This window comes from Sphingomonas sp. (assembly GCF_036677245.1).
Classification (GTDB): Bacteria; Pseudomonadota; Alphaproteobacteria; order Sphingomonadales; family Sphingomonadaceae; genus Allosphingosinicella.
Map to the genome: position 1 here is coordinate 1 of NZ_JAKFCG010000066.1, position 19556 is coordinate 19556.

Consider the following 19556-nt stretch of genomic DNA (forward strand, 5'->3'; position numbering starts at 1 on the left):
CCGGAGCTCCAACCAAGCCCTCGGAGGCGGCGTCGTCTCGCCGTGTTGCCGCCGCTCCGGCTCGAACCCAGTAGCTTCTCACCCGGTCCTGTTCGCCATCGCTGGGCGCCGTGCTGCGAGGCGGACGTTGGCGGAGTGGGTGGGATTGCCCGCGCTTCGCGCGGTCGTCTCCGCCGCGTCGCCGCGGCTCCTGCTCGAACCCGGTGGCTTCTTACCCGGCCCTATTCGCCAGTGCTGAGCCCCGCGCTGCGGGGGGCAGCGCTGGCGGAGAGGGTGGGATTCGAACCCACGGTACCCTTGCGGGCACAACGGTTTTCGAGACCGTCCCAATCGACCACTCTGGCACCTCTCCGCAAGACAGGGCGACCCCGAGCGAAGCGGGGCGGTCGACGCGGCGCGGGCTCTAGCGCAGCGTCGTTCGCTTGCCAAGCGAGGGCCGGCTGGCCCACAGCAATATGTTGCGGTCGGCGCTGCCGCGACTACATAGGTGGCAGCACAGAGGAACGAAGATGCCGGACACGAGCCCCCTCCCCAGCCTGTTCATCCCGCACGGCGGCGGACCGTGCTTCTTCATGGACGATCCCACCGGACGCTGGACGAGCATGGAGACGTTCCTGCGCGGCCTTCCGCAAAGCCTGGCCGAGCGGCCAAAGGCGATCCTGATCATCTCGGGCCATTGGGAGACCGAGGGCTTCTGCTTCACCGGCGCCGAAGCGCCCGAGCTGATCTACGATTATTACAATTTCCCGCCGCACACCTACGAGTTGCGCTACGCGGCGCCCGGCTCCCCCGAGCTGGCCTCACGCGCGGCGACCTTGCTGCGGGAAGCGGGGCTGCCGGCGTCGATCGATCCCGACCGCGGCCTCGATCACGGCGTGTTCGTTCCGCTCAAGGTCGCCTTTCCCGACGCCGACGTGCCGATCGTCGAAATGTCCGTCGAGCAGGGCCTCGATCCGGCGCTGCACATCGCCGCCGGCCGCGCGCTGGCGCCGCTGCGCGACGATGGCGTGCTGATCCTCGGTTCCGGCATGAGCTTCCACAATATGCGCGGCTTCAACGACAGCCGCTTCACGGCGCCGTCCGACACGTTCGACGCCTGGCTGACCGAGGCGGCCGAGGCCGACGCAGGCGCGCGCGTCCAGGCCCTGCTCAACTGGGGCGATGCGCCGGCCGCGCGGGTCGCGCATCCGCGCGAGGAGCATCTGTTGCCGCTGATGGTCGCCGCTGGCGCCTCCGAAGGACCTGGCGAGCGGGTCTTTTCCGGCCATGTGATGGAGACCGCGATTTCCGGTTTCCGCTTCTCGTGAGGCGGCTCGGCTGCTTCATATCCTCGCATCGCAACGTCGGCCGGGGCCTGATTCTGGGCCCTTTCTTGCCTCTCGTGCATTGTGACCTACATAGGGAATATGATGCCGAGACATGATCCCATCCCTGCGAGCGCTCCGCTCACCGCCCCGCCGGTGGCGCCGCCGATAGCTCATGCCGATTTTGCGATCGGAGAGATCGTCCGCCACCGCGTGTTCGACTTCCGCGGCGTGATCTTCGATGTCGACCCGGTCTTCGCCAACAGCGAGGAATGGTATCAGTCGATTCCCGAGGAAGTGCGCCCGAGCAAGGACCAGCCCTTCTACCATCTGCTCGCGGAAAATGGCGAAGGCAGCTACGTCGCCTATGTCAGCCAGCAGAATCTGGTGCCGGACGACAATAAGGAGCCGGTCGACCACCCGGCGATCGGCGGCATCTTCGATGATTATGCCAACGGGCGCTACAATTTGCGGCGCGAGCACAAGCATTAGAGCGTCACGCGTGCTCGCGGGCAGCTGCTTTCCAGAGGCAAGCGCGGCGGGCTTTGACATTGACAGGCCCGACCTGCTCAAGTAGCAGCCCCACTTCCCGCGCAGCCTGAGGCTGCGGCCTTTGCTTTGCGCGGATCACTTTAGAAGGTTTTGATAAAGCCATGTTCGCAGTCGTGCGCACGGGCGGCAAGCAGTATCGCGTTGCCCCTGGAGACAAGATCGTCATCGAGAAGATCGCCGGTGAAGCCGGCGACACCATCCAGCTGGGCGACGTCCTGCTGGCAGGGGAAGGCGCCGAGCTGCGCTCGACCGACGGCCTTGTCGTCGCCGCCGAGATCATCGCTCAGGCGAAGGCCGAGAAGGTCATCGTCTTCAAGAAGCGCCGCCGGCACAATTACCGCCGCAAGAAGGGCCACCGCCAGCAGCACACGATCCTGAGGATCGTCGCGATCGGCGATCAACGTGCCGAGCCGGCGCCGAAGAAAGCCAAGGCCGCCAAGCCCGCCGACGAAGCGGCACCGGCCGAAACGCCCGCCACCGAGACGCCCGCCGCGGCGGCAGTTGAGACTGCGGTCGAAACTGGGACCCCGGCTCCGGCGGCAGCGGCCAAGAAGCCGCGCGCCAAGAAGTCGGATGCGGACGCGCCGGCCGACAGCGAAGCCCATGTTCAGGCGCCGCTCAAGGTCGAGGGTGCGGAGAGCGAGATGACAGACTCGCCAGTTGCTGCTAAGCGCCCCCGCAAGGCCGCCAAAGACGACGGCGAATAAGACCAACGGATACGAGACGAAGGCGTAAGCGGATATGGCACATAAGAAAGCAGGCGGCTCCTCGCGCAACGGGCGCGACTCAGAGAGCAAGCGCCTTGGCGTGAAGAAGTTCGGCGGCGAGACCGTGCTCGCCGGCAACATCATCGTACGTCAGCGCGGCACCAAATATTATCCCGGCACGAATGTCGGCATCGGCAAGGATCACACCTTGTTCGCGCTCAGCGCCGGCCGCGTCGCGTTCCGTGACGGCAAGCTCGGGCGCAAGTTCGTCTGCGTAGACATGCAAGCGCAAGCGGCAGAATAAGGACGATCGCTGACGGGTCGTCCTCACGAGGGGCGGCCCGGGTTTGAGCGAACCGATTCGAGGGAGAAGGGCCACCCCCTTCTCCCTTTTTTATTGCCTCCCTCGAAATTGTCGCCGGACCGTCACCCAAGCTGGGCAAGGAGCGGCGCGAAGGAAGAGAGGTCATCATGTTCGCGCGAACCGAAAGATTGCTGCTGCGGCCCTCGTGGAGCGAGGACGCCCCTGCCCTCGCGCAGGCGATCGGCGACGAGGCGATCGTCCGCAATCTTGCCACCGCACCCTGGCCTTATGGCGCGGGCGACGCGCAGGCGTTCGTCGCAGCCAGGCGCAGGCCCGAGGAGACCAGCCTGCTCGTGTTCCGCCGCACGCGCGGCGCGGCGCAGCTGATCGGCGGCGTCGGCCTCGGACGCGGGCCGGATGGCGAGACAGAAATCGGCTTCTGGATTTCGAGGCCGCATTGGGGGCTCGGCTATGCGACCGAGGCCGCGGCGGCGATGGTCGCGCTGGCGCGCGATTCGCTGCGGCTGAAGCGGCTCGCGGCGAGCCATTTCCTGGACAATCCGGCGTCGGGCCGAGTGCTCGAGAAGATCGGCTTTCGGACCAGCGACATCATCGAGCCGCGCTACAGCGCGGGCCGAGGCGGCGCCGCGCCGGCCAAGCTCTACACGCTCGCCTTCGCTGGCGAGGCGGCCGAAGCGCAGCAGGCATTCGCCCAGGCCTGCGGCGACCGGATGATCGCGGCCTAAGCGCCGGCAATTCCCGCAAGCGCGGCCGCGGCGACTGCCGCGGACGGGCGGCTGCGGGGTAGCCGCGGCGCTTTGGCTCGCCTACATCCGGCTCATGCATTTTCTCGACCAAGCCAAGATCTCGATCCGTTCGGGTGCCGGCGGCCCCGGCGCCGTCAGCTTTCGCCGCGAAAAATATATCGAATATGGCGGTCCTGACGGCGGCAACGGCGGCAAGGGCGGCGACATCATCTTCGAAGCGGTCGAGGGCCTCAACACCCTGATCGACTTTCGCTACACCCAGCATTTCCGCGCCGAGCGTGGCAAGGGCGGCGCAGGACGCAACCAGACCGGTGCCGGGGGCAGTGATCTGCTGATCAAGGTGCCGGTCGGGACCCAGATATTGAGCGACGACAAGGAGCATGTCCTCGCCGACTTCACCGCGCCGGGGCAGCAGGTCGTGGTGCTGCGCGGCGGCGACGGCGGGCGCGGCAATGCGAGCTACAAGACCTCGACGAACCGCGCACCGCGCCAGCACGGCACCGGCTGGCCGGGCGAGGAGATGTGGGTGTGGCTGCGCCTCAAGCTGCTTGCCGATGCGGGGCTGGTCGGATTGCCCAACGCCGGCAAATCGACCTTCCTCAACGCCGTCACCAACGCCAATGCCAAGGTCGGCGCCTATCCGTTCACGACATTGCATCCCCAGCTCGGGGTCGTCCGCCATCGCGCGCGCGAGTTCGTGCTTGCCGACATCCCTGGGCTGATCGAGGGCGCCGCCGACGGCGCCGGGATCGGCGACCGTTTTCTCGGCCATGTCGAGCGCTGCCGGGTGCTGCTCCACCTCGTCGATGCCGGCAACGAGGACGTGGCGGCGGCCTATCGCACGGTGCGCGACGAGCTCGAAGCTTATGGGGCGGAGCTCGTCGACAAGCCCGAGGTGGTCGCGCTCAACAAGATCGACACGATCGACGACGAGCTGATCGAGGCGCTCGCGGCCGAGCTCGAAGCCGAATGCGGCCAGGCCGTGCTGCGCGTGTCGGGCGCCTCGGGCGCGGGAACCGAGGCGGTGCTCGACGCCATCCTCGATCATCTCGACATGCGCGAGGAGCAGGACGAGGCGGCGCAGGCCGACGCATGGTCGCCGCTCTGAACAAGCATCGCAAGACCCGCACGCTTGCGGTCACCGGAGGGACCGGATTCGTCGGCCAGCATCTGCTCCAGCTCGCGCGCGCCTCGGGCTACGACGTCCGGGCGCTGACGCGGGGATGGAAGCCGCCCGAGGACGAGGTCGCCTGGGTCGATGGCGCGCTCAACCGGCCGGACAGCCTGGTCAAGCTCGCCGCCGGGTCCGACGCGGTGATTCACATCGCCGGGGTGATCAACGGCAGCAAGCAGGAGTTCGACGCCGTCAACGTCGCTGGAGTCGCGGCGATGATCGATGCGGCGCGCGCGGCGGGGGTGCGGCGCTTCATCCATGTCTCTTCGCTGGCCGCGCGCGAGCCGCAGCTGTCCGACTATGGCTGGTCCAAGGCGCGCTCGGAGCGGCTGGTCGCCGCGTCGGGGCTCGAATGGACGATCATCCGTCCGCCGGCGGTCTATGGCCCGGGCGACCGCGAGACGCTCGAATTGTTCAAGATGGCCAGGCGCGGGATCGTCGCTTTGCCCCCGCGCGGCCACTTCTCGCTGATCCACGTCGAGGATCTCTGCCGCTTGATCCTCGCGGTGCTCGATGAACCGGACACCGTCTCCGAAACCTATGAGCCGGACGACGGCCGCACCACCGGCTGGGAGCACCGCCATTTCGCGCGCACGTTGGGCGATGCGCTCGGCAAGCGGACGATGGCGCTCGCGCTGCCGCGGCCGTTGCTCCGCGGCACGGCGCGGCTCGACCGCCTGCTGCGCCGCGCCAACGCCAAGCTCACCGCCGACCGGGTGCGCTATTTCTGTCATCCCGACTGGGTCGTGACCGCCGAACGCCGCCCTCCCTCCCCTTTGTGGGAGCCGCAGATCGATACCCCGGCCGGCCTCGTCAGCACCGCCCAATGGTACCGGGATGCGGGCTGGCTGCGCTAGGCGGCGCGAAACCCGAGCACGCGGCCAATAACGCTGCCATGTTGACGACACACCGCCGCCCAATTCGCTTGGCAGAGGCGGTGGCCGGACATAAAGGCCTGCCATGACAGACAGAGAAGAGACTTTCGCGAAAGTCGCCGAGCTGATCGAGCCGTTCAACAAGAAGGACATGGCGCTCACCGAAGCCACGAGCTTCGCCGGCGACCTCGAGTGGGACAGCCTGACGGTGATGGATTTCGTCGCCGCGATCGAGGACGAGTTCGATATCCTGATCACGATGAACATGCAGGCGGAGATCGAGACGGTCGGCCAGCTCGTCGATGCGGTCGAGGAGCTCAAGAACGAGGGATGACCGACCTCTTCTCAAAGTTCGACGCGCTGATTGCCGAACGGCAGGCACTGCTCGACACCGGCGTGCGCGATCCGTTCGGGATCGTGATGGACAAGGTGCTCTCTCCGACCCTCGCGATCATCGAGGGCCGCGAGACGATCCTGCTCGGCACCTATAATTATATGGGAATGACGTTCGACCCCGACGTGATCGCTGCCGGCAAGAAGGCGCTCGACGATTATGGCTCGGGCACCACCGGCAGCCGGGTCCTCAACGGCACCTATCAGAGCCACCGCGAATGCGAGGAGGCGCTCAAGGAATTTTACGGCACGCGCCACGCGATGGTCTTCTCAACCGGCTACCAGGCCAATCTCGGGCTGATGTCGACGATCGCGGGCAAGGAGGATTACATCATCCTCGACGCGGACAGCCACGCCTCGATCTACGACGGCTGCGCGCTCGGCAATGCGCAGATCGTGCGCTTTCGCCACAACAGCGTCGAGGACCTCGCCAAGCGCCTCGGCCGCCTCCCCGCGGAAGGCGGGCGATTGGTCGTCCTCGAAGGCGTCTATTCGATGCTGGGGGATATCGCGCCGCTGCGCGAAATGGTCGCCGTCGCCAAGCAGCACAAGGCGATGATCGCGGTCGACGAGGCGCACGGCATGGGCTTCTTCGGCGCCAACGGCCGCGGCGTGTTCGAAGAGGCCGGGGTCGAGGACGATGTCGATTTCGTGATCGGCACCTTTTCGAAATCGGTCGGCACGGTCGGCGGCTTCATCGTCTCGAACCATCCCAAGTTCGAGGTGCTGCGCCTCGTCTGCCGCCCCTATGTCTTCACCGCCTCGCTGCCGCCGTCCGTGGTCGCGACCGCGGCGACCTCGATCCGCAAGCTGCGCCATGCCGGCGACAAGCGCGCCCATCTCTGGAAGAACAGCCGCCGCCTCCATGAGGGGCTGCGCGGCCTTGGCTTCAACATCGCCACGCCCGAAGCGCAGTCGGCGATCATCGCGATCCTCTTGCCCGACCAGCAGAGCACGGTGCTGATGTGGCAGGCGCTGCTCGAGGGCGGAGTCTACGTCAACATGGCCCGTCCGCCGGCGACGCCGGCCGGCATGTATCTGCTGCGCTGCTCGCTCTGCGCCGAGCATAGCGACGAACAGGTCGGCCGCATCCTCGAGATCTTCGCCACGGCCGGAAAGGCGACCGGCTGCATCGCCTGACTTTCGAGCGATCGCCACCTGACTCTGATCGAGGAGGACCGGAGCATCGACTTGCGCGATATTCTTGCCCAGGCGTTCGGCTTAAGCGACCGATAACCTTTCCACCCTTATTTCGTTGAACTAGGATAGACCCCCTATTGGGGAGATACGAATGGACGCTGCGCCGGAGGAGGCATCCCCGGGCTCGTGGCGGCGGGGCTGGGCAAGTTTCGGCGCATTCGCCGCGACGATCGTTCTGATCGCGCTGGTGGTGATGGTCACCATCTCCAACCGCAACCGCGACAATGCCCTGGCGTGGGAACGCCACGCCTATGACGTCGTGCTGCTGACCCGCACCGTCGACGCCACAGTCGCGCGCGCCGAGGCAGCCCTTGGCCGTTTCGTGCTCGACGAACGGCAGCCGACCGGCACCGTCTATTATAACGAATGGCTGCTCGCCGGACGGCAGATCGGGCAGCTCAAGCAGCTCGTCCACAATGATCCGCTGCAAAAGGTGCAGGTCGCAAGGCTCGAAGCGCTGTATCTGCAGCGCGGGACCGAGCTTGCCGTGGCCGCCGAGCGGGTGGCGAGCAAGCAGGCCGGCGGCGGCGTTCCCTCCTTTTACCAGGCCGGCCTCCTCCCCACCGGCCCGGCACTGCGCAAGCAGCTCGACGCGATCGCCACCCAGGAACGCGACATCTTGCGCCAGCGAATGGCCGAGACGCAGCGGTTCGCGGCACAGGCGGACAAGCTCACCGAATGGCTCGGCTGGGTGGGCCTGCTGATCGGCCTTGGCGCGATCGTCCTCGGTTTCGCCGCTTATCAGGCGATCGCCGAACGGCTGGTTGCCCGGCGCGATGCCGAAAATGAAGCGAACCGGGCGATGACGCTCGAGCAGGCGGTGCAGGAGCGCACGCGCGAGCTGCGCGATGCCAACCAGCGGCTGCAGGCCGAGGCGGCGGAACGCGCCGCGGCCGAGGCGCAGCTGCGGCAGGTCCAGAAGATGGAGGCGGTCGGCCAGCTCACCGGCGGGATCGCGCATGACTTCAACAACATGCTCGCGGTCGTGGTCGGCGGCCTCGACCTTGCGAAGCGCAAGCTGCGCGGCCCCAAGCGCGAGATCGAGTTCCATCTCGACAATGCGATGGAGGGCGCGACCCGGGCAGCGGCGCTGACCCGGCGGCTGCTGGCGTTCGCCCGCTCGGAGCCGCTGCTCCCCGAAGGCGTGGCGCCGGCCGAGCTCGTCGAAAGCATGCTCGACCTCGTCGACCGTTCGATCGGCGAGCGCATCACCGTCCGCACCCGCTTCGCCGAGGAGCCGTGGCACGTCTGGGTCGACGCCCATCAGCTCGAGAATTCGATCCTGAATCTGGCGGTGAATGCGCGTGACGCGATGGACGGCCAGGGGCAGCTCGACATCATCATCGACAATGTCAGCCTCGCCGACGAGGAGGTGGGCGATCTTCCGGCCGGAGATTACGTCCGCATCAGCGTTACCGACGATGGCATCGGCATCGCGCCGGAGCATCTCGAGCGGGTGTTCGAGCCGTTCTTCACCACCAAGCCGGTCGGCAAGGGCACCGGCCTCGGGCTCAGCCAGATCTTCGGCTTCGCGCGGCAGTCGGGCGGAGACGTCACGATCGCCTCAACTCCGGATGTCGGCACGACCGTCGCCATCTACCTGCCGCGCTCGCTGGAGGCGGCGCGCCAGCACGCCGAGAAGGCGGCGCAGATCAGCGCCCAAGATGCGGAGCCGACATTGGTCGGAGCCGGAAGCTCGATCCTGGTCGTCGAGGATGATCCGCGGGTCAGCCGCGCAACGGTGAGTTCGCTCGAGGAACTGGGCTATGTCCCGATCGCCTGTGCCGGCGGCAAGGAAGCACTGGAGATACTGGCGACCAGTGATCGCATCGACCTGATCATCACCGATGTGATGATGCCGGAGATGACCGGCCCCGAGCTCGCGCGCATCGTCGCAAGCCAGTATCCGCAGATCGCTTTGCTGTTCGTCACCGGCTATGTCGGCGAGGCGAGCGATGGCGAAGACCTCAGCGGCTACGACCTCCTGCGCAAGCCGTTCACCGTCTCAGCCCTTGCCGGCGCGGTCTCGGCCGCGTTCGCGAAGCGGCTCAGCGAATTGCCCCCCGACTCAACAAGCGAGGCAGCAGAGTGAGCGCGCCGAGCAGCGGCCAGCGCCGCTGCCAGGGGGCAATGACGATGTCCGTTCCGGCATGGCGGTTGATCTTCCAGGCGAGATAATCGATCCCTCCAGCGAAAGTGAAGCTCGCCTTGGCCAGCCGGAGCACCGAAAGCGCCTTGCCCTTGCGCTGCATCCGACGCCAGTAAAGCGCCGCCTTCGCCCGCACCTTGGAATCCGGCGCGCCATTGCCGGGCCCGGGTTCGAACCCGGCCGCCGCAGCAAGCCCGCGATAACGGTCCGGATCTGCCGCGACGATCGCATCGGATCGCGACGATCGTTCGGCGCGCAGCTCGGCGCCGTAGGTGAAGGCGAAGCCGCGGCGCCAGATCGCCAGGGGATCGCTGGCCTCCTCATCGGTCATCGCCGCGCGCGCCAAGGCAAGCAGGGTCTGCGGCGCGCAGGCGACCGCCGCGACCGCGCTCGCGCGTGCCGCATCGTCGGCGGCCCAGGCCAGCCGGGCAGGCTGGGCAAAGCGGGCGTAGACCGAGACGCTGCGCGCGGCGGCGCTGCATTCGCGCGCAAAATCGGCTTCGCTCAGCACCGCATATTTGGCGCTGAGGCCATTGTCAGCGAACGGAAAGACATTGGGAGGGATGAGCCGGTTGGCGGCAGCCAGCCATGTGCGTGGATAAGCCGCGGCGTAGCTCGATACGATCAGGTAGAAATCCAGCATCAAGCCGTCGAGCTTGCGTTCGCGCAAGCAGGAGCCATAGAAAAGCACCGCCCGCGCGGCCCCGGGATAGGTGGCGGCGACCGCCGCCGCCAGCTCCGCGACGCGCGGATCGACCGGCTCCGTCAACTCCGCCCTGACGATCTCCCTGATCCCGGACATGAAGCGCTCGCATCCATCCGATGAAGGCGCGGCGTCGCCGCGAGGCGCCCGAGCCACCATCGCCGGCCGGTTTACGCCGCGAGGCGCAGGAAAGGAACCGGCGCGGTGGGCTTGAGCACGATCGGGTGGCCGCTGCTCGTCTGGAACAATTCGCCGTCGAGAATGACATTGCTATGCTCGCCTTCGATACGGATCTCGTCGCCGTGCTCGAGGTGGACCCCCGCCATCCGATATTTGCCGAGCTTGCCAATCACGGCCGCGAACAATGCGCGGAGCAGTGCCGATCGCCGCCGCTCGATGACCATCAGCTGCAACGCGCCGACCGGCCCCGCGGTATTCGGCAGCTGGCCCTTGAGCAGCAACCGCTGCAAGGTCGTCACCATCAGGAAAGCAAAGCGGCCCTGGATCTGGCCGTGGCGCACGACCGAGATCGTCATGTGCTTCGGCCGCGGCGGGAGGAAGGCTGCGCGCAAGCCGAACAGGATCGAGAACATCGCCGCCATTGCGGTCAGCAAATGGCTGAAGCCGTTGGGCAGCCCAAGCGGATATATTTTGTGACGGCAAAACAGCATCGTATCGGCAAGACCGGCGCCGCCGAGGAACATGCCGAGCACCGGCTTTTGCGCCGAGCCGTCGGTCAGCGCGATCAGCGCGCGCGAGACGATGTGGGGGACCATGTCCGTGCGGACGAGCTCGAGCACCCGCTCCAGCGCGACGATCGGATCGCCGCCCGCACCAAGGTCGAGCGCGATCAAATTGGTCTTGCCGTTCGGAAGCACCGCAACCGGCGGGATCGCGTCGCCGAAGTGACCGCCATGATAGAGTTCGGTCAATGCCGCCTGAACCGTGCCGTCGCCGCCATTGATTACGAGCACGCTCGGCTGCACCAGCGCGATCGTCCGAAGCGCTACGCCGATCTGATCGACATGCTCCACCTCATAGTGGAAGATGTCGTTATGCTCGGCGCAAAAGCTCCTCACCCGGGGAAGCAGCGACCTGTTCCCGGACGATCTCGGGTTCGAAAGGAGCGCGATGCGTGCCATCGATCAGCCTTGCCTCGCCGGGCCAATCGACAAGCCTTTGCGGTAGTTCAGCATCACGTCGATGGGACGGACGCCCGAGCCTACCGGGAACGCGACCTGCCGATAATCCGGCTTGTAGTTCAGGATGCTCAGCTTCGGGTTGCGCGAAAAGCCGCCGCCATCGTTCCAGTCGGAGCCATTGGCCTTGGTGTCGTGACGGACGGCAATCGCATATTCGCCCGGCTTCGGCACGGCGACGCAGACCCGCATCGGGCCATTGCCCATCACCGGCAGATCGATGCGCCGTAGCCACTTGCCCTTCGCCAGGAAGGTTGAATTGGCCGGATAAAGCTGCACGCGCAGCTTGCCTGCAGCGACCTTGAAGCCGGATATTGTGACGAGGACCGCCGGGCGGCCGGATTCGCCCTGGCACAGCGCCGCATCGGGGCCGAGCGCCGCCTGGGCGGCGGCGGCAGGCGCGACGAAGGCCAGCGCCATCCCAACGATCGGTACAAACAGTTTCAACATGACCAAAATGCTCCAGGAAGCTATAGCCTTGCCGTCAAAGGGCATGGCCGGTGTTCTCAAAGCCCCCATGTATCCCCCAGATCGAGTATTGTTGCGGCCAAAATGTGGTGATGGGGCGACCAAAAGTTGAGTATCGGCACGCAAATTGACCGTTATGTGGCAAGGCTGATCGCGATCCCCCTGATCGGCACACTGACCTTGGCGGCAATGCTGCTGCTGCTCGACAAGATGCTGCGGCTGTTCGACTTCGTGGTCAGCGAGGGCGGACCCGTCAACGTCGTCTGGCAGATGCTCGCCAACCTCATCCCGGAATATCTCTCGCTCGGCATTCCGATCGGCCTGATGCTGGGGATCCTGCTCGCGTTCCGCCGGCTCGCTCTGTCTTCCGAGCTGGACACGCTGCGCGCGGTCGGCCTGAGCTATGGCCGGCTGCTCCGCGTGCCTTATTATTATGCCGTCGGGCTCATGCTTCTGAACCTTGCGATCGTCGGCTTCATCCAGCCTTATGCGCGCTACAAATATGAAGGGCTGCGCTTCGAGCTTCGTTCCGGCGCGCTCGGCGCTTCGATAAAGGTCGGCGAGTTCACCAACCTCGGGAAGCAAATGACGTTGCGCATCGAACGCAGCGACGACCAGGGCCGGCACTTGCACGGCGTGTTCGTGCGTGCAGGAAGCAGCGACGGGCGGACGCTCGCGGTGACCGCCGACCGCGGTGCGTTTCTCGCCACCGACGATCCCGACACGATCATACTCCGCCTGAGCAAGGGCCGGCTGGTGCATGATTCGCCGCGCTATCGCGCGCCGCGCGTGCTGAGCTTCGAGAACCACGATCTGCCAATCGACCTGCCGACGATCGAGGCGTTCCGCGGCCGCGGCGACGGCAATCAGGAACTGACCCTACCGGAGCTGATCAGGATCGGGCAGGCGCCGAATGTCGGGGATGCGCTGCGCGATTCGGTACGCGCCAACCTGCATCTCCGGATCGTCGAAGTGGTGATGATGCTGCTGCTGCCTTTGCTCGCCGTCGCCCTGGCGATCCCGCCCAAGCGGAGTTCGTCGAGCCTCGGCATCTTCGTCTCGATCGTGATGGTGGTGACCTATCACAAGATCAACCAATATGCCGAGCAGATGGGCGCGCAGGGGCGGATCGATCCGCTGATCGCCCTATGGGCACCGTTCCTCGTGTTCGCCGCCCTCATCATGTGGATGTACTGGGTGTTGGCGCATCGGCCCGGCGGGCAGCCGATCGGCGCGCTCGAGCGCGGAACGGCCAAAGCTGTCAAGGCGGTGATGAGCGTGTTCCGCTTCGGGCGCCGCCCCGCGCGTGCGGCATGATGTTCGGCCGCATCATGATCGGCGGATGAGCGGGACCCGATGAACATCAATCTCCATTTTTTCCCGTCACGGCGGATCGCGCTCTACATGTCGCGGATGTTCGTCGTCCGCAGCTTCGCCGTGTTGGCGGCGCTCGTGCTCGTCCTGCAGACGCTCGACCTGCTCGGCGAATCCGGCAAGATCCTCGCGCAGCCCGGCAATGGCGACGCACAGCTGTGGTATTATGTCTCGCTGCGCTTTCCCCAGCTGATCGCGCGCTTCCTGCCCTTCTCGGTCCTGCTTGGAACGCTGATCACGCTCGCGACGCTCAATCAGCACAGCGAAGTCATCAGCATGAAGGCAGCCGGCATTTCGGCGCATCAGATCATCGCGCCGCTGGTCGTCGCGAGCATCGGCATCGCCATCGTCACATTCGTCTTCCAGGAGCGGGTGGTGACACGCGCCACCGCCGCGCTGAGCAGCTGGGCCGCGGTCGACTATGGCCGCGTTCCTCCCGAATCCGGGGTCATCGAGAACGTCTGGGTCAAACACGGCGACGATCTGGTCCATGCGCGCCAGGTCTACGGCCGAGGAGCGACGACTCGGCTTCGGGACGTGACCGTTTACCACCGCGAGGGCGGCACGTTGACGGGCACGATCAGCGGCGTCGACGCGCGGCAGGCCGAGGGGGGCTGGCGCCTCTCGCCGGCGAAGAGCTTCGATGTCACGACCGGGACGGTCCGAACGGCGCCGTCGGCCACCGTCGGGCAAGGCATCACCTCGGATCAGTTCACGCTTGCGCGAGTCTCCGCCGACCAGCAGGATTTCATGACGCTGAAGCGGTCGATCGAGGAGTTGAAGCGTGCCGGCCGTCCGACCGGGCCCCTCGAGGCGAGCCTGTGGCACAAGCTGTCCGGACCGGTTTCGGCCGTGCTGATGCCCTTGCTCGCCGGCGTGGCGGCGTTCGGGCTTGCCCGCTCGGGGCAATTGTTCCTGCGCGCGATCATCGGCATGGCGCTGGGCTTCGCCTATTTCGTGGTCGACAATTTCGCGCTCGCGATGGGCAATTTCGGAGCCTACCCGCCGCTGCTCGCCGCCTGGGCCCCGTTTCTGCTCTTCCTGCTGATCGGCGAGACGGTGTTGATTCGCACCGAAGAATGATCGGCAGAATGATCGGATCGGCTGCAATTGCCGCGAATCCGCCGCATTGCGCTTGCATCAGCACCGTCCCATATGGTCGAACTGCAGGTGCGCCCTTGCGGGCGCGCTGAACAAGGCGCGGCGACCAAGCGAATGAAGGTAAAGGGAAATATAGGGTGAAATTCGCGACTTCGGTGCGGCCGTCCTTCTGGAAGCGGACTCATCACCTCGACAAGATGACGCTTCGCGAACTGGTCATTGCCTATGCGCAATATCCGGCAATCATCGCTTATACCCTGCTCGCGCTGGTCGCCATCGGCCTTTATGTCGAGCGCCCTGCCCCGCTGCTGCCGACCGTGACCGCGGTGCTCGCGGCGGCGCTGATCTACCCGTTCATCTGGTACGTGCTCCATCGATGGGTGCTGCACAGCCGCTGGATGTTCAAGATCGCGCCGCTCGCCGCGACCTGGAAGCGCATCCATTATGATCATCATCAGGATCCCAACCACCTCGAGGTGCTGTTCGGCGCGCTGCACACCACGCTGCCGACGATCGCGATCGCGACGGCCCCGCTCGGCTATGCGATCGGCGGCTTCGGCGGCGCCTGCGCGGCCTTCGCGACCGGCCTGCTGACGACCTGCTTCTACGAATTCTGCCACTGCATCCAGCATCTCGCCTACAAGCCGAAATCGAAATGGACTGCCGAGATGAAAAGGCGGCACATGGCCCACCATTTCCACGACGAGAATGGCAATTACGGGATCACGACATTCCTCTGGGACAAGCTGTTCGGCACCTTCTACGATCGCACCGAGCGGCCGGAGAAGAGCCCGACCGTATTCAACCTCGGCTACACGCCGGAGATCGCGCGCCGCTGGCCCAAGGTGGCTGAGCTTTCCGGCGGTGTCGAAACGGCGCATCCGCGACGGCGCGAGCGCTAAGACACTCGGCCCCGCTCGGGCGACTACGGAATGAACGCTGCGCCGCCCCTCGTCCGCGCCGTCGCCTCAGCGGCGGACCGCAAATCATTCGTCGATCTGGCCTATCGGCTGAATGCCGCCGATCCGCACTGGATCCCGCCGCTCAAAAGCGAAGTGCGCGCGCTCATAACCCCCGGCAAGAACCCCTGGTTCGAGCATGCAGAGGCGGCGTTTTTCCTCGCCGAGCGCGACGGCCGCGCTGTCGGCCGCATCTCCGCGCAGGTCGATCGGCTGGTGCTGGAGACGATGGGCGCCGGCACCGGGCAATGGGGAATGTTCGAGGCGCAGGATCAGCCGACGGCGCAAGCGCTGATCGCGCACGCCGAGCAGTGGCTGCGCGACAAGGGCATGACGCGTTCGCTCGGGCCGTTCAGCCTTTCGATCTGGGACGAGCCCGGCCTGCTGATCAAGGGCTTCGATCACAGCCCGACCTTGATGATGGGCCACAACAGCCCGGACTATGAGGGATGGATCGAGGCGGCCGGCTACCGTGGGGTGAAGGATCTCCTGACCTACGAGCTCGACATTACCGTCGCCATGCCGCCGATCGTCCAGCGCATCGTTGCGAGCGGCGACCGCAACGAGCGGATCCGTATCCGCAAGGTCGACAAGTCGCGCTTCGACGAGGAGGCGGCGCTGATCCTGGGCATCCTCAACGATGCCTGGTCCACCAATTGGGGCTTCATCCCGCTGACCGATGCCGAAATCGCCTATGCGGCCAAGAAGCTGAAACCGCTCGTCTATGAGGATTTGATCCGCGTCGCCGAGTTGGACGGCGAGCCGGTCGCCTTCATGATGACGCTTCCCGACATGAACGAGCTGATCAAGGACCTCGACGGAAAGCTGTTTCCGTTCGGCTGGGCGAAACTCCTGTGGCGGCTGCGCAAGCCGCAGGTCCGAACGATGCGAGTAGCGCTGATGGGCGTCTTGAAGCGACTGCAATCGACCCGCCTTGCGAGCCAACTCGCCTTCATGATGATCGAATATACCCGCCGCGGCGCGCTCAAGCGCTACAGTTCGAGCCGCAGCGAGATCGGCTGGATCCTCGACGACAATGCGGGTATGCGCTCGATCGCTGACGCGATCGAAAGCCATATCAATCGCATCTATCGGATTTACGAAAAACCGCTCTGAGCCGCGGGGTCGAACACCCATACCGCCGCAGCGGCGGAAACCCTTCTTTTCCGAATTTTCGCCGGACCCGTGACGCCCTCATCCACGTTACTGCGATCGCACCTCCCCGACGCAGGACGAGACCTATGAGATTTGCCGTTCACGCCGCCTCTTTCGCGGCGATCGCCTTGCTCTCCGCTTGCGGAAGCAACACCTCCTCGAAGCTCGAGGAAGCAGCCGAGCAAAGCGACCCGGCGGCAGCCAATGTGCTGCTCGATCAGGCGAACGCCATTGAGCAACAGGGCGACAGCGGGTCGCTCAGCGATCCCAATTCGCCCGCCCAGCAGGCACTCGAAGCGGCAGGCAATGCGGCGGGCCAAGGGACTCCCGCGCCCTCGCACCAGCCGGGGCCGGCAACCGGGGCAAAACCGCACACGGCTGGCGAGCCGGTCCCCCCGCCGCAGGTCGGCTCGGCGCCGCCGCAGGGCGCGCCGAAGAACTAGCCGCCGAAGCTGCTCCCGCGCCTAATCCCCCTCGAGCTCGACCCAGGTGGGGGCATGGTCGGACGCCTTCTCGCGTCCGCGATAATCCTTGTCGACGCCGGCATCGAGCAGGCGATCGGCGGCGTGCGGCGAGAGCAGAAGGTGGTCGATGCGGAAGCCGGCGTCACGCTGCCAGGCGCCGGCCTGATAATCCCAGAAGGTATAGACCGCCCCTTCCGGATAGCGCGCGCGGATCGCGTCGGTCCAACCCTGGTTGAGGATGCGCCGAAACGCGGCGCGGCTTTCGGGCTGCATCAGCGCGTCGTGCGCCATCGCGCGAACCGAGAAGACATCGTCGTGGCTGTCGGTCGGAATGACGTTCCAGTCGCCCGCGAGCACCACCGGCCGCTCGATCGCGAGCAGCTCCAGCGCATGCGCGCGGAGGCGGTCCATCCACGCCAATTTATAGGAGAATTTCTCGGTGCCGACCGGATTGCCGTTGGGCAGATAGATCGATCCGACCACGACGCCGGCGACCTCCGCCTCGATATAACGGCTGTGGCTATCGTCAGGATCGCCCGGCAGCCCGATTCGGCGGAGCTGCGGTTGGCCCTCGCGCGTCAATATGCCGACGCCGTTGAACCCCTTCTGCCCATGCCAGATGCCGTGATAGCCGGCCGCGGCGATATCGGCGGCGGGAACGCTGTCGTCATCGCATTTGATCTCCTGGAGGCAGACCACATCCGGCTGCTGCTCGGTGAGATATTCGATGAGCCGCGGCAGGCGCGCGCGGATGCCATTGAGGTTATAGCTGACGATCTTCATTGCCGGGGCTTAGCCCGGCACGTGCGGGGTTCAAAGCGCGACTTGGCTGAGCGGCTAAACCGAGAAGCTCGAGCCGCAGCCGCAGCCCGACACCGCATTCGGATTGGTGACCTGGAAGGCGGCCCCGCCCAGCGATTCGACATAATCCACCGCACTGCCGCGGACGAGATCGAGGGTCATCGGATCGACCACCAAGGTGACGCCGTCCTGACTAGTGCTGAGGTCGTCGCCGGCGACGCCGTCAGCGAGATCGAAGCGATATTGGAAGCCCGCGCAGCCGCCGCCGTCGACGGCAAGCCGGAGGATCGCCGGCTTGCCCTGGCGCTTCGCGATCGCCGCGACGCGTGAGGCTGCTGCGGGCGTAAGGGCGATATCCTGGGTTTGACTCATAGTCTCAAGATAAGGCAGCGAAGGGGCCGGAACAAGCCGCCCGCTTCAGCCACGGGTCCGATAGCCGCAGATGATCCCGAAAAGGAAGGCCATGAACAGGCCGAGCTGGACATGACCGCCTTGGTCCGACCAGCCCAGCAGCTCTCCGCCGAAGGCGAAGAGGCCGATGAACATCAGCAGCGCCAGTCCCATCATCGCCCGTCTCCGAACATGAAATTCCATTAGCCATGTCACGAATGTGTGAAATCCGGGTGAATGCTTGTCTGGGTGAACCCGAACCGCCATAGAGCGCCGCATCAGCCAGACAGTGGAGCAAGGCCATGAAAACCCGCGTTTACGTCACGCTGAAGCATGGCGTTCTCGACCCGCAGGGTAAGGCCATCCATCATGCGCTCGAGGGCCTCGGCTTTTCGGGAATCAACGACGTCCGCGCCGGCAAGATGATCGAGCTCGATCTCGCCGAAAGCGTCAGCGACGAAGACATCGAGGCGATGTGCCGCAAGCTGCTCGCCAACACGGTGATCGAGAATTTCCGGATCGAGCGGGAGGTGCATGCATGAAGAGCGCCGTCATCGTTTTCCCGGGGTCGAACTGCGATCGCGATCTCGCAGTCGCGTTGCGCGACGTCAGCGGAAACGAGCCGGTGATGGTCTGGCACCGTGAGACCGAGCTCCCCGAAGGCCTCGACCTGATCGCCGTGCCCGGCGGCTTTTCCTACGGCGATTATCTTCGCTCCGGCGCCATGGCCGCCAATTCGCCGATCATGCGTGCGGTCAAGAAGGCCGCCGACGCCGGCACATCGGTGCTTGGCGTCTGCAACGGGTTCCAGATCCTCACCGAGGCGGGGCTGCTCCCGGGGGCGCTGATGCGCAACGCCGAGCTCGCCTTCGTCTGCCGCGACGTTCCGCTCACTGTCGAGAACAGCCAGTCCGCCTTCACCAGCCGCTACAACGCGGGCGAGCAGATCGTCATTCCGGTGGCGCATCATGACGGCAATTACACGGCCGACAAGGAGACGCTCGATCGCCTCGAAGGCGAAGGCAGGGTGGCGTTCCGCTATGCCGCGCCGGTCAACGGCTCGGCGCGCAACATCGCCGGTATCCTCAACGCGGACGGCAACGTGCTTGGCATGATGCCGCACCCCGAGCGGATGATCGAAGCGGCGCATGGCCGGAGCGACGGACGACGGCTGTTCGAAGGTATTTTGGAGGCGCTCGGCTAGATCCTAAGGCGCCGAGGTGGGCACCGGCTTTTGTAAGAAGCAAGGCGGTGTCGCACGGAGATAATGCAGGCTTCGATCCCATCCAGCCGCAGCCTGCCCTACCCGATCGGTACCGTCACTCGACGCGGTCGGGCGGGTTGTGCCGCTCGATGAACTTGTACGCCGCCTCGAGCATCGCCAGCCGCGTCTCGCCATTCAGCAGCCAATGATCGGCCTTATCGAGGGTCAGTAGCTCGGCCGCCTTCCCGGCCTTGCGCAGCGCGTTGGCCATATTGCTGCTCTGCTCGGGAAGGACAACAGTGTCGTTCGAGCC

Annotated in this window: 23 protein-coding genes, 1 tRNA gene and 1 pseudogene; 17 read left to right on the forward strand and 8 right to left on the reverse strand. The window is 65.8% G+C overall.

The features are described 5' to 3' along the window. Positions 1-262: 262 nt before the first annotated feature. Positions 263-352: transfer RNA gene (locus V6M48_RS07555), tRNA-Ser, on the reverse strand. Between the two features lie 157 nt (positions 353-509). Here V6M48_RS07555 and V6M48_RS07560 point away from each other — a divergent pair. The 10 genes and pseudogenes from V6M48_RS07560 (at position 510) to V6M48_RS07605 (ending at position 9368) form a co-directional block, all read left to right on the forward strand. Continuing rightward, entirely contained in the window at positions 510-1307 is a 798-nt protein-coding gene (locus V6M48_RS07560) for a DODA-type extradiol aromatic ring-opening family dioxygenase (protein ID WP_332811924.1), read from the forward strand. 102 nt (positions 1308-1409) lie between these two features. Further along, positions 1410-1796, forward strand: coding sequence for a heat shock protein HspQ (gene hspQ, locus V6M48_RS07565; RefSeq protein WP_332811925.1), 387 nt, complete (start codon positions 1410-1412; stop codon positions 1794-1796). Positions 1797-1957: 161 nt separating this feature from the next. Further along, a pseudogene (rplU, locus tag V6M48_RS07570) lies at positions 1958-2302 on the forward strand (50S ribosomal protein L21); the annotation flags it as partial. A 295-nt stretch (positions 2303-2597) separates the two neighbouring features. Continuing rightward, the gene (gene rpmA / locus V6M48_RS07575) at positions 2598-2867 is read left to right on the forward strand and encodes a 50S ribosomal protein L27 (RefSeq protein WP_332811926.1); all 270 of its coding nucleotides are present in this window, start codon (positions 2598-2600) and stop codon (positions 2865-2867) included. A gap of 167 nt (positions 2868-3034) precedes the next feature. Next, positions 3035-3613, forward strand: a complete 579-nt coding sequence (locus V6M48_RS07580) for a GNAT family N-acetyltransferase (RefSeq protein ID WP_332811927.1) — start codon at positions 3035-3037, stop codon at positions 3611-3613. 94 nt (positions 3614-3707) lie between these two features. Further along, positions 3708-4742, forward strand: coding sequence for an Obg family GTPase CgtA (gene cgtA / locus V6M48_RS07585; RefSeq protein ID WP_332811928.1), 1035 nt, complete (start codon positions 3708-3710; stop codon positions 4740-4742). Beyond that, entirely contained in the window at positions 4727-5665 is a 939-nt protein-coding gene (locus tag V6M48_RS07590) for an NAD-dependent epimerase/dehydratase family protein (protein ID WP_332811929.1), read from the forward strand. The genes cgtA and V6M48_RS07590 overlap by 16 nt, the downstream gene beginning before the upstream one ends. 103 nt (positions 5666-5768) lie before the next feature. Further along, on the forward strand, positions 5769-6017 hold the full coding sequence (locus tag V6M48_RS07595; protein WP_332811930.1) for an acyl carrier protein: 249 nt from the start codon (positions 5769-5771) through the stop codon (positions 6015-6017). Then, positions 6014-7216 (forward strand): serine palmitoyltransferase, encoded by a 1203-nt coding sequence (gene spt, locus V6M48_RS07600; RefSeq protein WP_332811931.1) that lies wholly within the window; start codon positions 6014-6016, stop codon positions 7214-7216. The genes V6M48_RS07595 and spt overlap by 4 nt, the downstream gene beginning before the upstream one ends. Before the next feature lie 151 nt (positions 7217-7367). Then, the gene (locus V6M48_RS07605) at positions 7368-9368 is read left to right on the forward strand and encodes an ATP-binding protein (protein WP_332811932.1); all 2001 of its coding nucleotides are present in this window, start codon (positions 7368-7370) and stop codon (positions 9366-9368) included. Here the strand turns inward: V6M48_RS07605 and V6M48_RS07610 are convergent. From V6M48_RS07610 to V6M48_RS07620, 3 genes are all read right to left on the reverse strand, one after another. Next, a complete protein-coding gene (locus V6M48_RS07610; RefSeq protein WP_332811933.1) occupies positions 9325-10227 on the reverse strand; it encodes a hypothetical protein in 903 nt (300 codons plus the stop codon). The two genes, V6M48_RS07605 and V6M48_RS07610, sit on opposite strands and share 44 nt — an antisense overlap. A gap of 71 nt (positions 10228-10298) precedes the next feature. Then, on the reverse strand, positions 10299-11270 hold the full coding sequence (locus V6M48_RS07615) for a diacylglycerol/lipid kinase family protein (protein ID WP_332811934.1): 972 nt from the start codon (positions 11268-11270) through the stop codon (positions 10299-10301). 3 nt (positions 11271-11273) lie between these two features. Continuing rightward, positions 11274-11777, reverse strand: coding sequence for a DUF2141 domain-containing protein (locus V6M48_RS07620; protein WP_332811935.1), 504 nt, complete (start codon positions 11775-11777; stop codon positions 11274-11276). A 132-nt stretch (positions 11778-11909) separates the two neighbouring features. Between V6M48_RS07620 and lptF the strand changes: the two genes are divergently transcribed. The 5 genes from lptF to V6M48_RS07645 all read left to right on the forward strand — a co-directional run bounded on the left by lptF (position 11910) and on the right by V6M48_RS07645 (position 16827). After that, a complete protein-coding gene (gene lptF, locus V6M48_RS07625) occupies positions 11910-13112 on the forward strand; it encodes an LPS export ABC transporter permease LptF (RefSeq protein WP_332811944.1) in 1203 nt (400 codons plus the stop codon). Positions 13113-13157: 45 nt separating this feature from the next. Then, a complete protein-coding gene (gene lptG / locus V6M48_RS07630) occupies positions 13158-14252 on the forward strand; it encodes an LPS export ABC transporter permease LptG (protein WP_332811945.1) in 1095 nt (364 codons plus the stop codon). A 215-nt stretch (positions 14253-14467) separates the two neighbouring features. Continuing rightward, the gene (locus V6M48_RS07635; protein WP_332811946.1) at positions 14468-15172 is read left to right on the forward strand and encodes a sterol desaturase family protein; all 705 of its coding nucleotides are present in this window, start codon (positions 14468-14470) and stop codon (positions 15170-15172) included. 30 nt (positions 15173-15202) lie between these two features. After that, complete coding sequence (locus tag V6M48_RS07640; RefSeq protein WP_332811936.1) at positions 15203-16345, forward strand: N-acetyltransferase; 1143 nt, start codon at positions 15203-15205, stop codon at positions 16343-16345. A 125-nt stretch (positions 16346-16470) separates the two neighbouring features. Continuing rightward, positions 16471-16827, forward strand: coding sequence for a hypothetical protein (locus tag V6M48_RS07645; RefSeq protein WP_332811937.1), 357 nt, complete (start codon positions 16471-16473; stop codon positions 16825-16827). 21 nt (positions 16828-16848) lie between these two features. Here V6M48_RS07645 and xth read toward each other — a convergent pair whose 3' ends face one another. The 3 genes from xth to V6M48_RS07660 are packed head-to-tail and all read right to left on the reverse strand — an operon-like array spanning position 16849 to position 18216. Beyond that, positions 16849-17631: an exodeoxyribonuclease III gene (gene xth / locus V6M48_RS07650; protein ID WP_332811938.1), complete on the reverse strand. Its 783-nt coding sequence runs from the start codon at positions 17629-17631 to the stop codon at positions 16849-16851. A gap of 54 nt (positions 17632-17685) precedes the next feature. Beyond that, positions 17686-18021 (reverse strand): iron-sulfur cluster insertion protein ErpA, encoded by a 336-nt coding sequence (gene erpA, locus V6M48_RS07655; protein ID WP_332811939.1) that lies wholly within the window; start codon positions 18019-18021, stop codon positions 17686-17688. Between the two features lie 45 nt (positions 18022-18066). Beyond that, complete coding sequence (locus V6M48_RS07660) at positions 18067-18216, reverse strand: hypothetical protein (protein ID WP_332811940.1); 150 nt, start codon at positions 18214-18216, stop codon at positions 18067-18069. Positions 18217-18341: 125 nt separating this feature from the next. On the opposite strand from V6M48_RS07660, the gene purS reads away from it, so the two are divergent. Both purS and purQ read left to right on the forward strand, forming a co-directional pair. After that, complete coding sequence (purS, locus tag V6M48_RS07665) at positions 18342-18581, forward strand: phosphoribosylformylglycinamidine synthase subunit PurS (RefSeq protein WP_332811941.1); 240 nt, start codon at positions 18342-18344, stop codon at positions 18579-18581. Next, on the forward strand, positions 18578-19243 hold the full coding sequence (gene purQ / locus V6M48_RS07670) for a phosphoribosylformylglycinamidine synthase subunit PurQ (protein WP_332811942.1): 666 nt from the start codon (positions 18578-18580) through the stop codon (positions 19241-19243). The genes purS and purQ overlap by 4 nt, the downstream gene beginning before the upstream one ends. Before the next feature lie 115 nt (positions 19244-19358). On the opposite strand, the gene V6M48_RS07675 is transcribed toward purQ, so the two are convergent. Then, on the reverse strand, positions 19359-19556 hold a 198-nt coding region (locus V6M48_RS07675; RefSeq protein ID WP_332811943.1), incomplete at its 5' end, for an alpha/beta hydrolase family protein.

What these genes read in the sequence shown, in the direction of transcription:
- V6M48_RS07560 (WP_332811924.1), top strand. Translation starts at nt 510, where the DNA reads ATGCCGGACACGAGCCCCCTCCCCAGCCTGTTCATCCCGCACGGCGGC.
- hspQ (WP_332811925.1), top strand. Translation starts at nt 1,410, where the DNA reads ATGCCGAGACATGATCCCATCCCTGCGAGCGCTCCGCTCACCGCCCCG.
- rpmA (WP_332811926.1), top strand. Translation starts at nt 2,598, where the DNA reads ATGGCACATAAGAAAGCAGGCGGCTCCTCGCGCAACGGGCGCGACTCA.
- V6M48_RS07580 (WP_332811927.1), top strand. Translation starts at nt 3,035, where the DNA reads ATGTTCGCGCGAACCGAAAGATTGCTGCTGCGGCCCTCGTGGAGCGAG.
- cgtA (WP_332811928.1), top strand. Translation starts at nt 3,708, where the DNA reads ATGCATTTTCTCGACCAAGCCAAGATCTCGATCCGTTCGGGTGCCGGC.
- V6M48_RS07590 (WP_332811929.1), top strand. Translation starts at nt 4,727, where the DNA reads ATGGTCGCCGCTCTGAACAAGCATCGCAAGACCCGCACGCTTGCGGTC.
- V6M48_RS07595 (WP_332811930.1), top strand. Translation starts at nt 5,769, where the DNA reads ATGACAGACAGAGAAGAGACTTTCGCGAAAGTCGCCGAGCTGATCGAG.
- spt (WP_332811931.1), top strand. Translation starts at nt 6,014, where the DNA reads ATGACCGACCTCTTCTCAAAGTTCGACGCGCTGATTGCCGAACGGCAG.
- V6M48_RS07605 (WP_332811932.1), top strand. Translation starts at nt 7,368, where the DNA reads ATGGACGCTGCGCCGGAGGAGGCATCCCCGGGCTCGTGGCGGCGGGGC.
- V6M48_RS07610 (WP_332811933.1), bottom strand. Translation starts at nt 10,227, where the DNA reads ATGTCCGGGATCAGGGAGATCGTCAGGGCGGAGTTGACGGAGCCGGTC.
- V6M48_RS07615 (WP_332811934.1), bottom strand. Translation starts at nt 11,270, where the DNA reads ATGGCACGCATCGCGCTCCTTTCGAACCCGAGATCGTCCGGGAACAGG.
- V6M48_RS07620 (WP_332811935.1), bottom strand. Translation starts at nt 11,777, where the DNA reads ATGTTGAAACTGTTTGTACCGATCGTTGGGATGGCGCTGGCCTTCGTC.
- V6M48_RS07635 (WP_332811946.1), top strand. Translation starts at nt 14,468, where the DNA reads ATGACGCTTCGCGAACTGGTCATTGCCTATGCGCAATATCCGGCAATC.
- V6M48_RS07640 (WP_332811936.1), top strand. Translation starts at nt 15,203, where the DNA reads ATGAACGCTGCGCCGCCCCTCGTCCGCGCCGTCGCCTCAGCGGCGGAC.
- V6M48_RS07645 (WP_332811937.1), top strand. Translation starts at nt 16,471, where the DNA reads ATGAGATTTGCCGTTCACGCCGCCTCTTTCGCGGCGATCGCCTTGCTC.
- xth (WP_332811938.1), bottom strand. Translation starts at nt 17,631, where the DNA reads ATGAAGATCGTCAGCTATAACCTCAATGGCATCCGCGCGCGCCTGCCG.
- erpA (WP_332811939.1), bottom strand. Translation starts at nt 18,021, where the DNA reads ATGAGTCAAACCCAGGATATCGCCCTTACGCCCGCAGCAGCCTCACGC.
- V6M48_RS07660 (WP_332811940.1), bottom strand. Translation starts at nt 18,216, where the DNA reads ATGATGGGACTGGCGCTGCTGATGTTCATCGGCCTCTTCGCCTTCGGC.
- purS (WP_332811941.1), top strand. Translation starts at nt 18,342, where the DNA reads ATGAAAACCCGCGTTTACGTCACGCTGAAGCATGGCGTTCTCGACCCG.
- purQ (WP_332811942.1), top strand. Translation starts at nt 18,578, where the DNA reads ATGAAGAGCGCCGTCATCGTTTTCCCGGGGTCGAACTGCGATCGCGAT.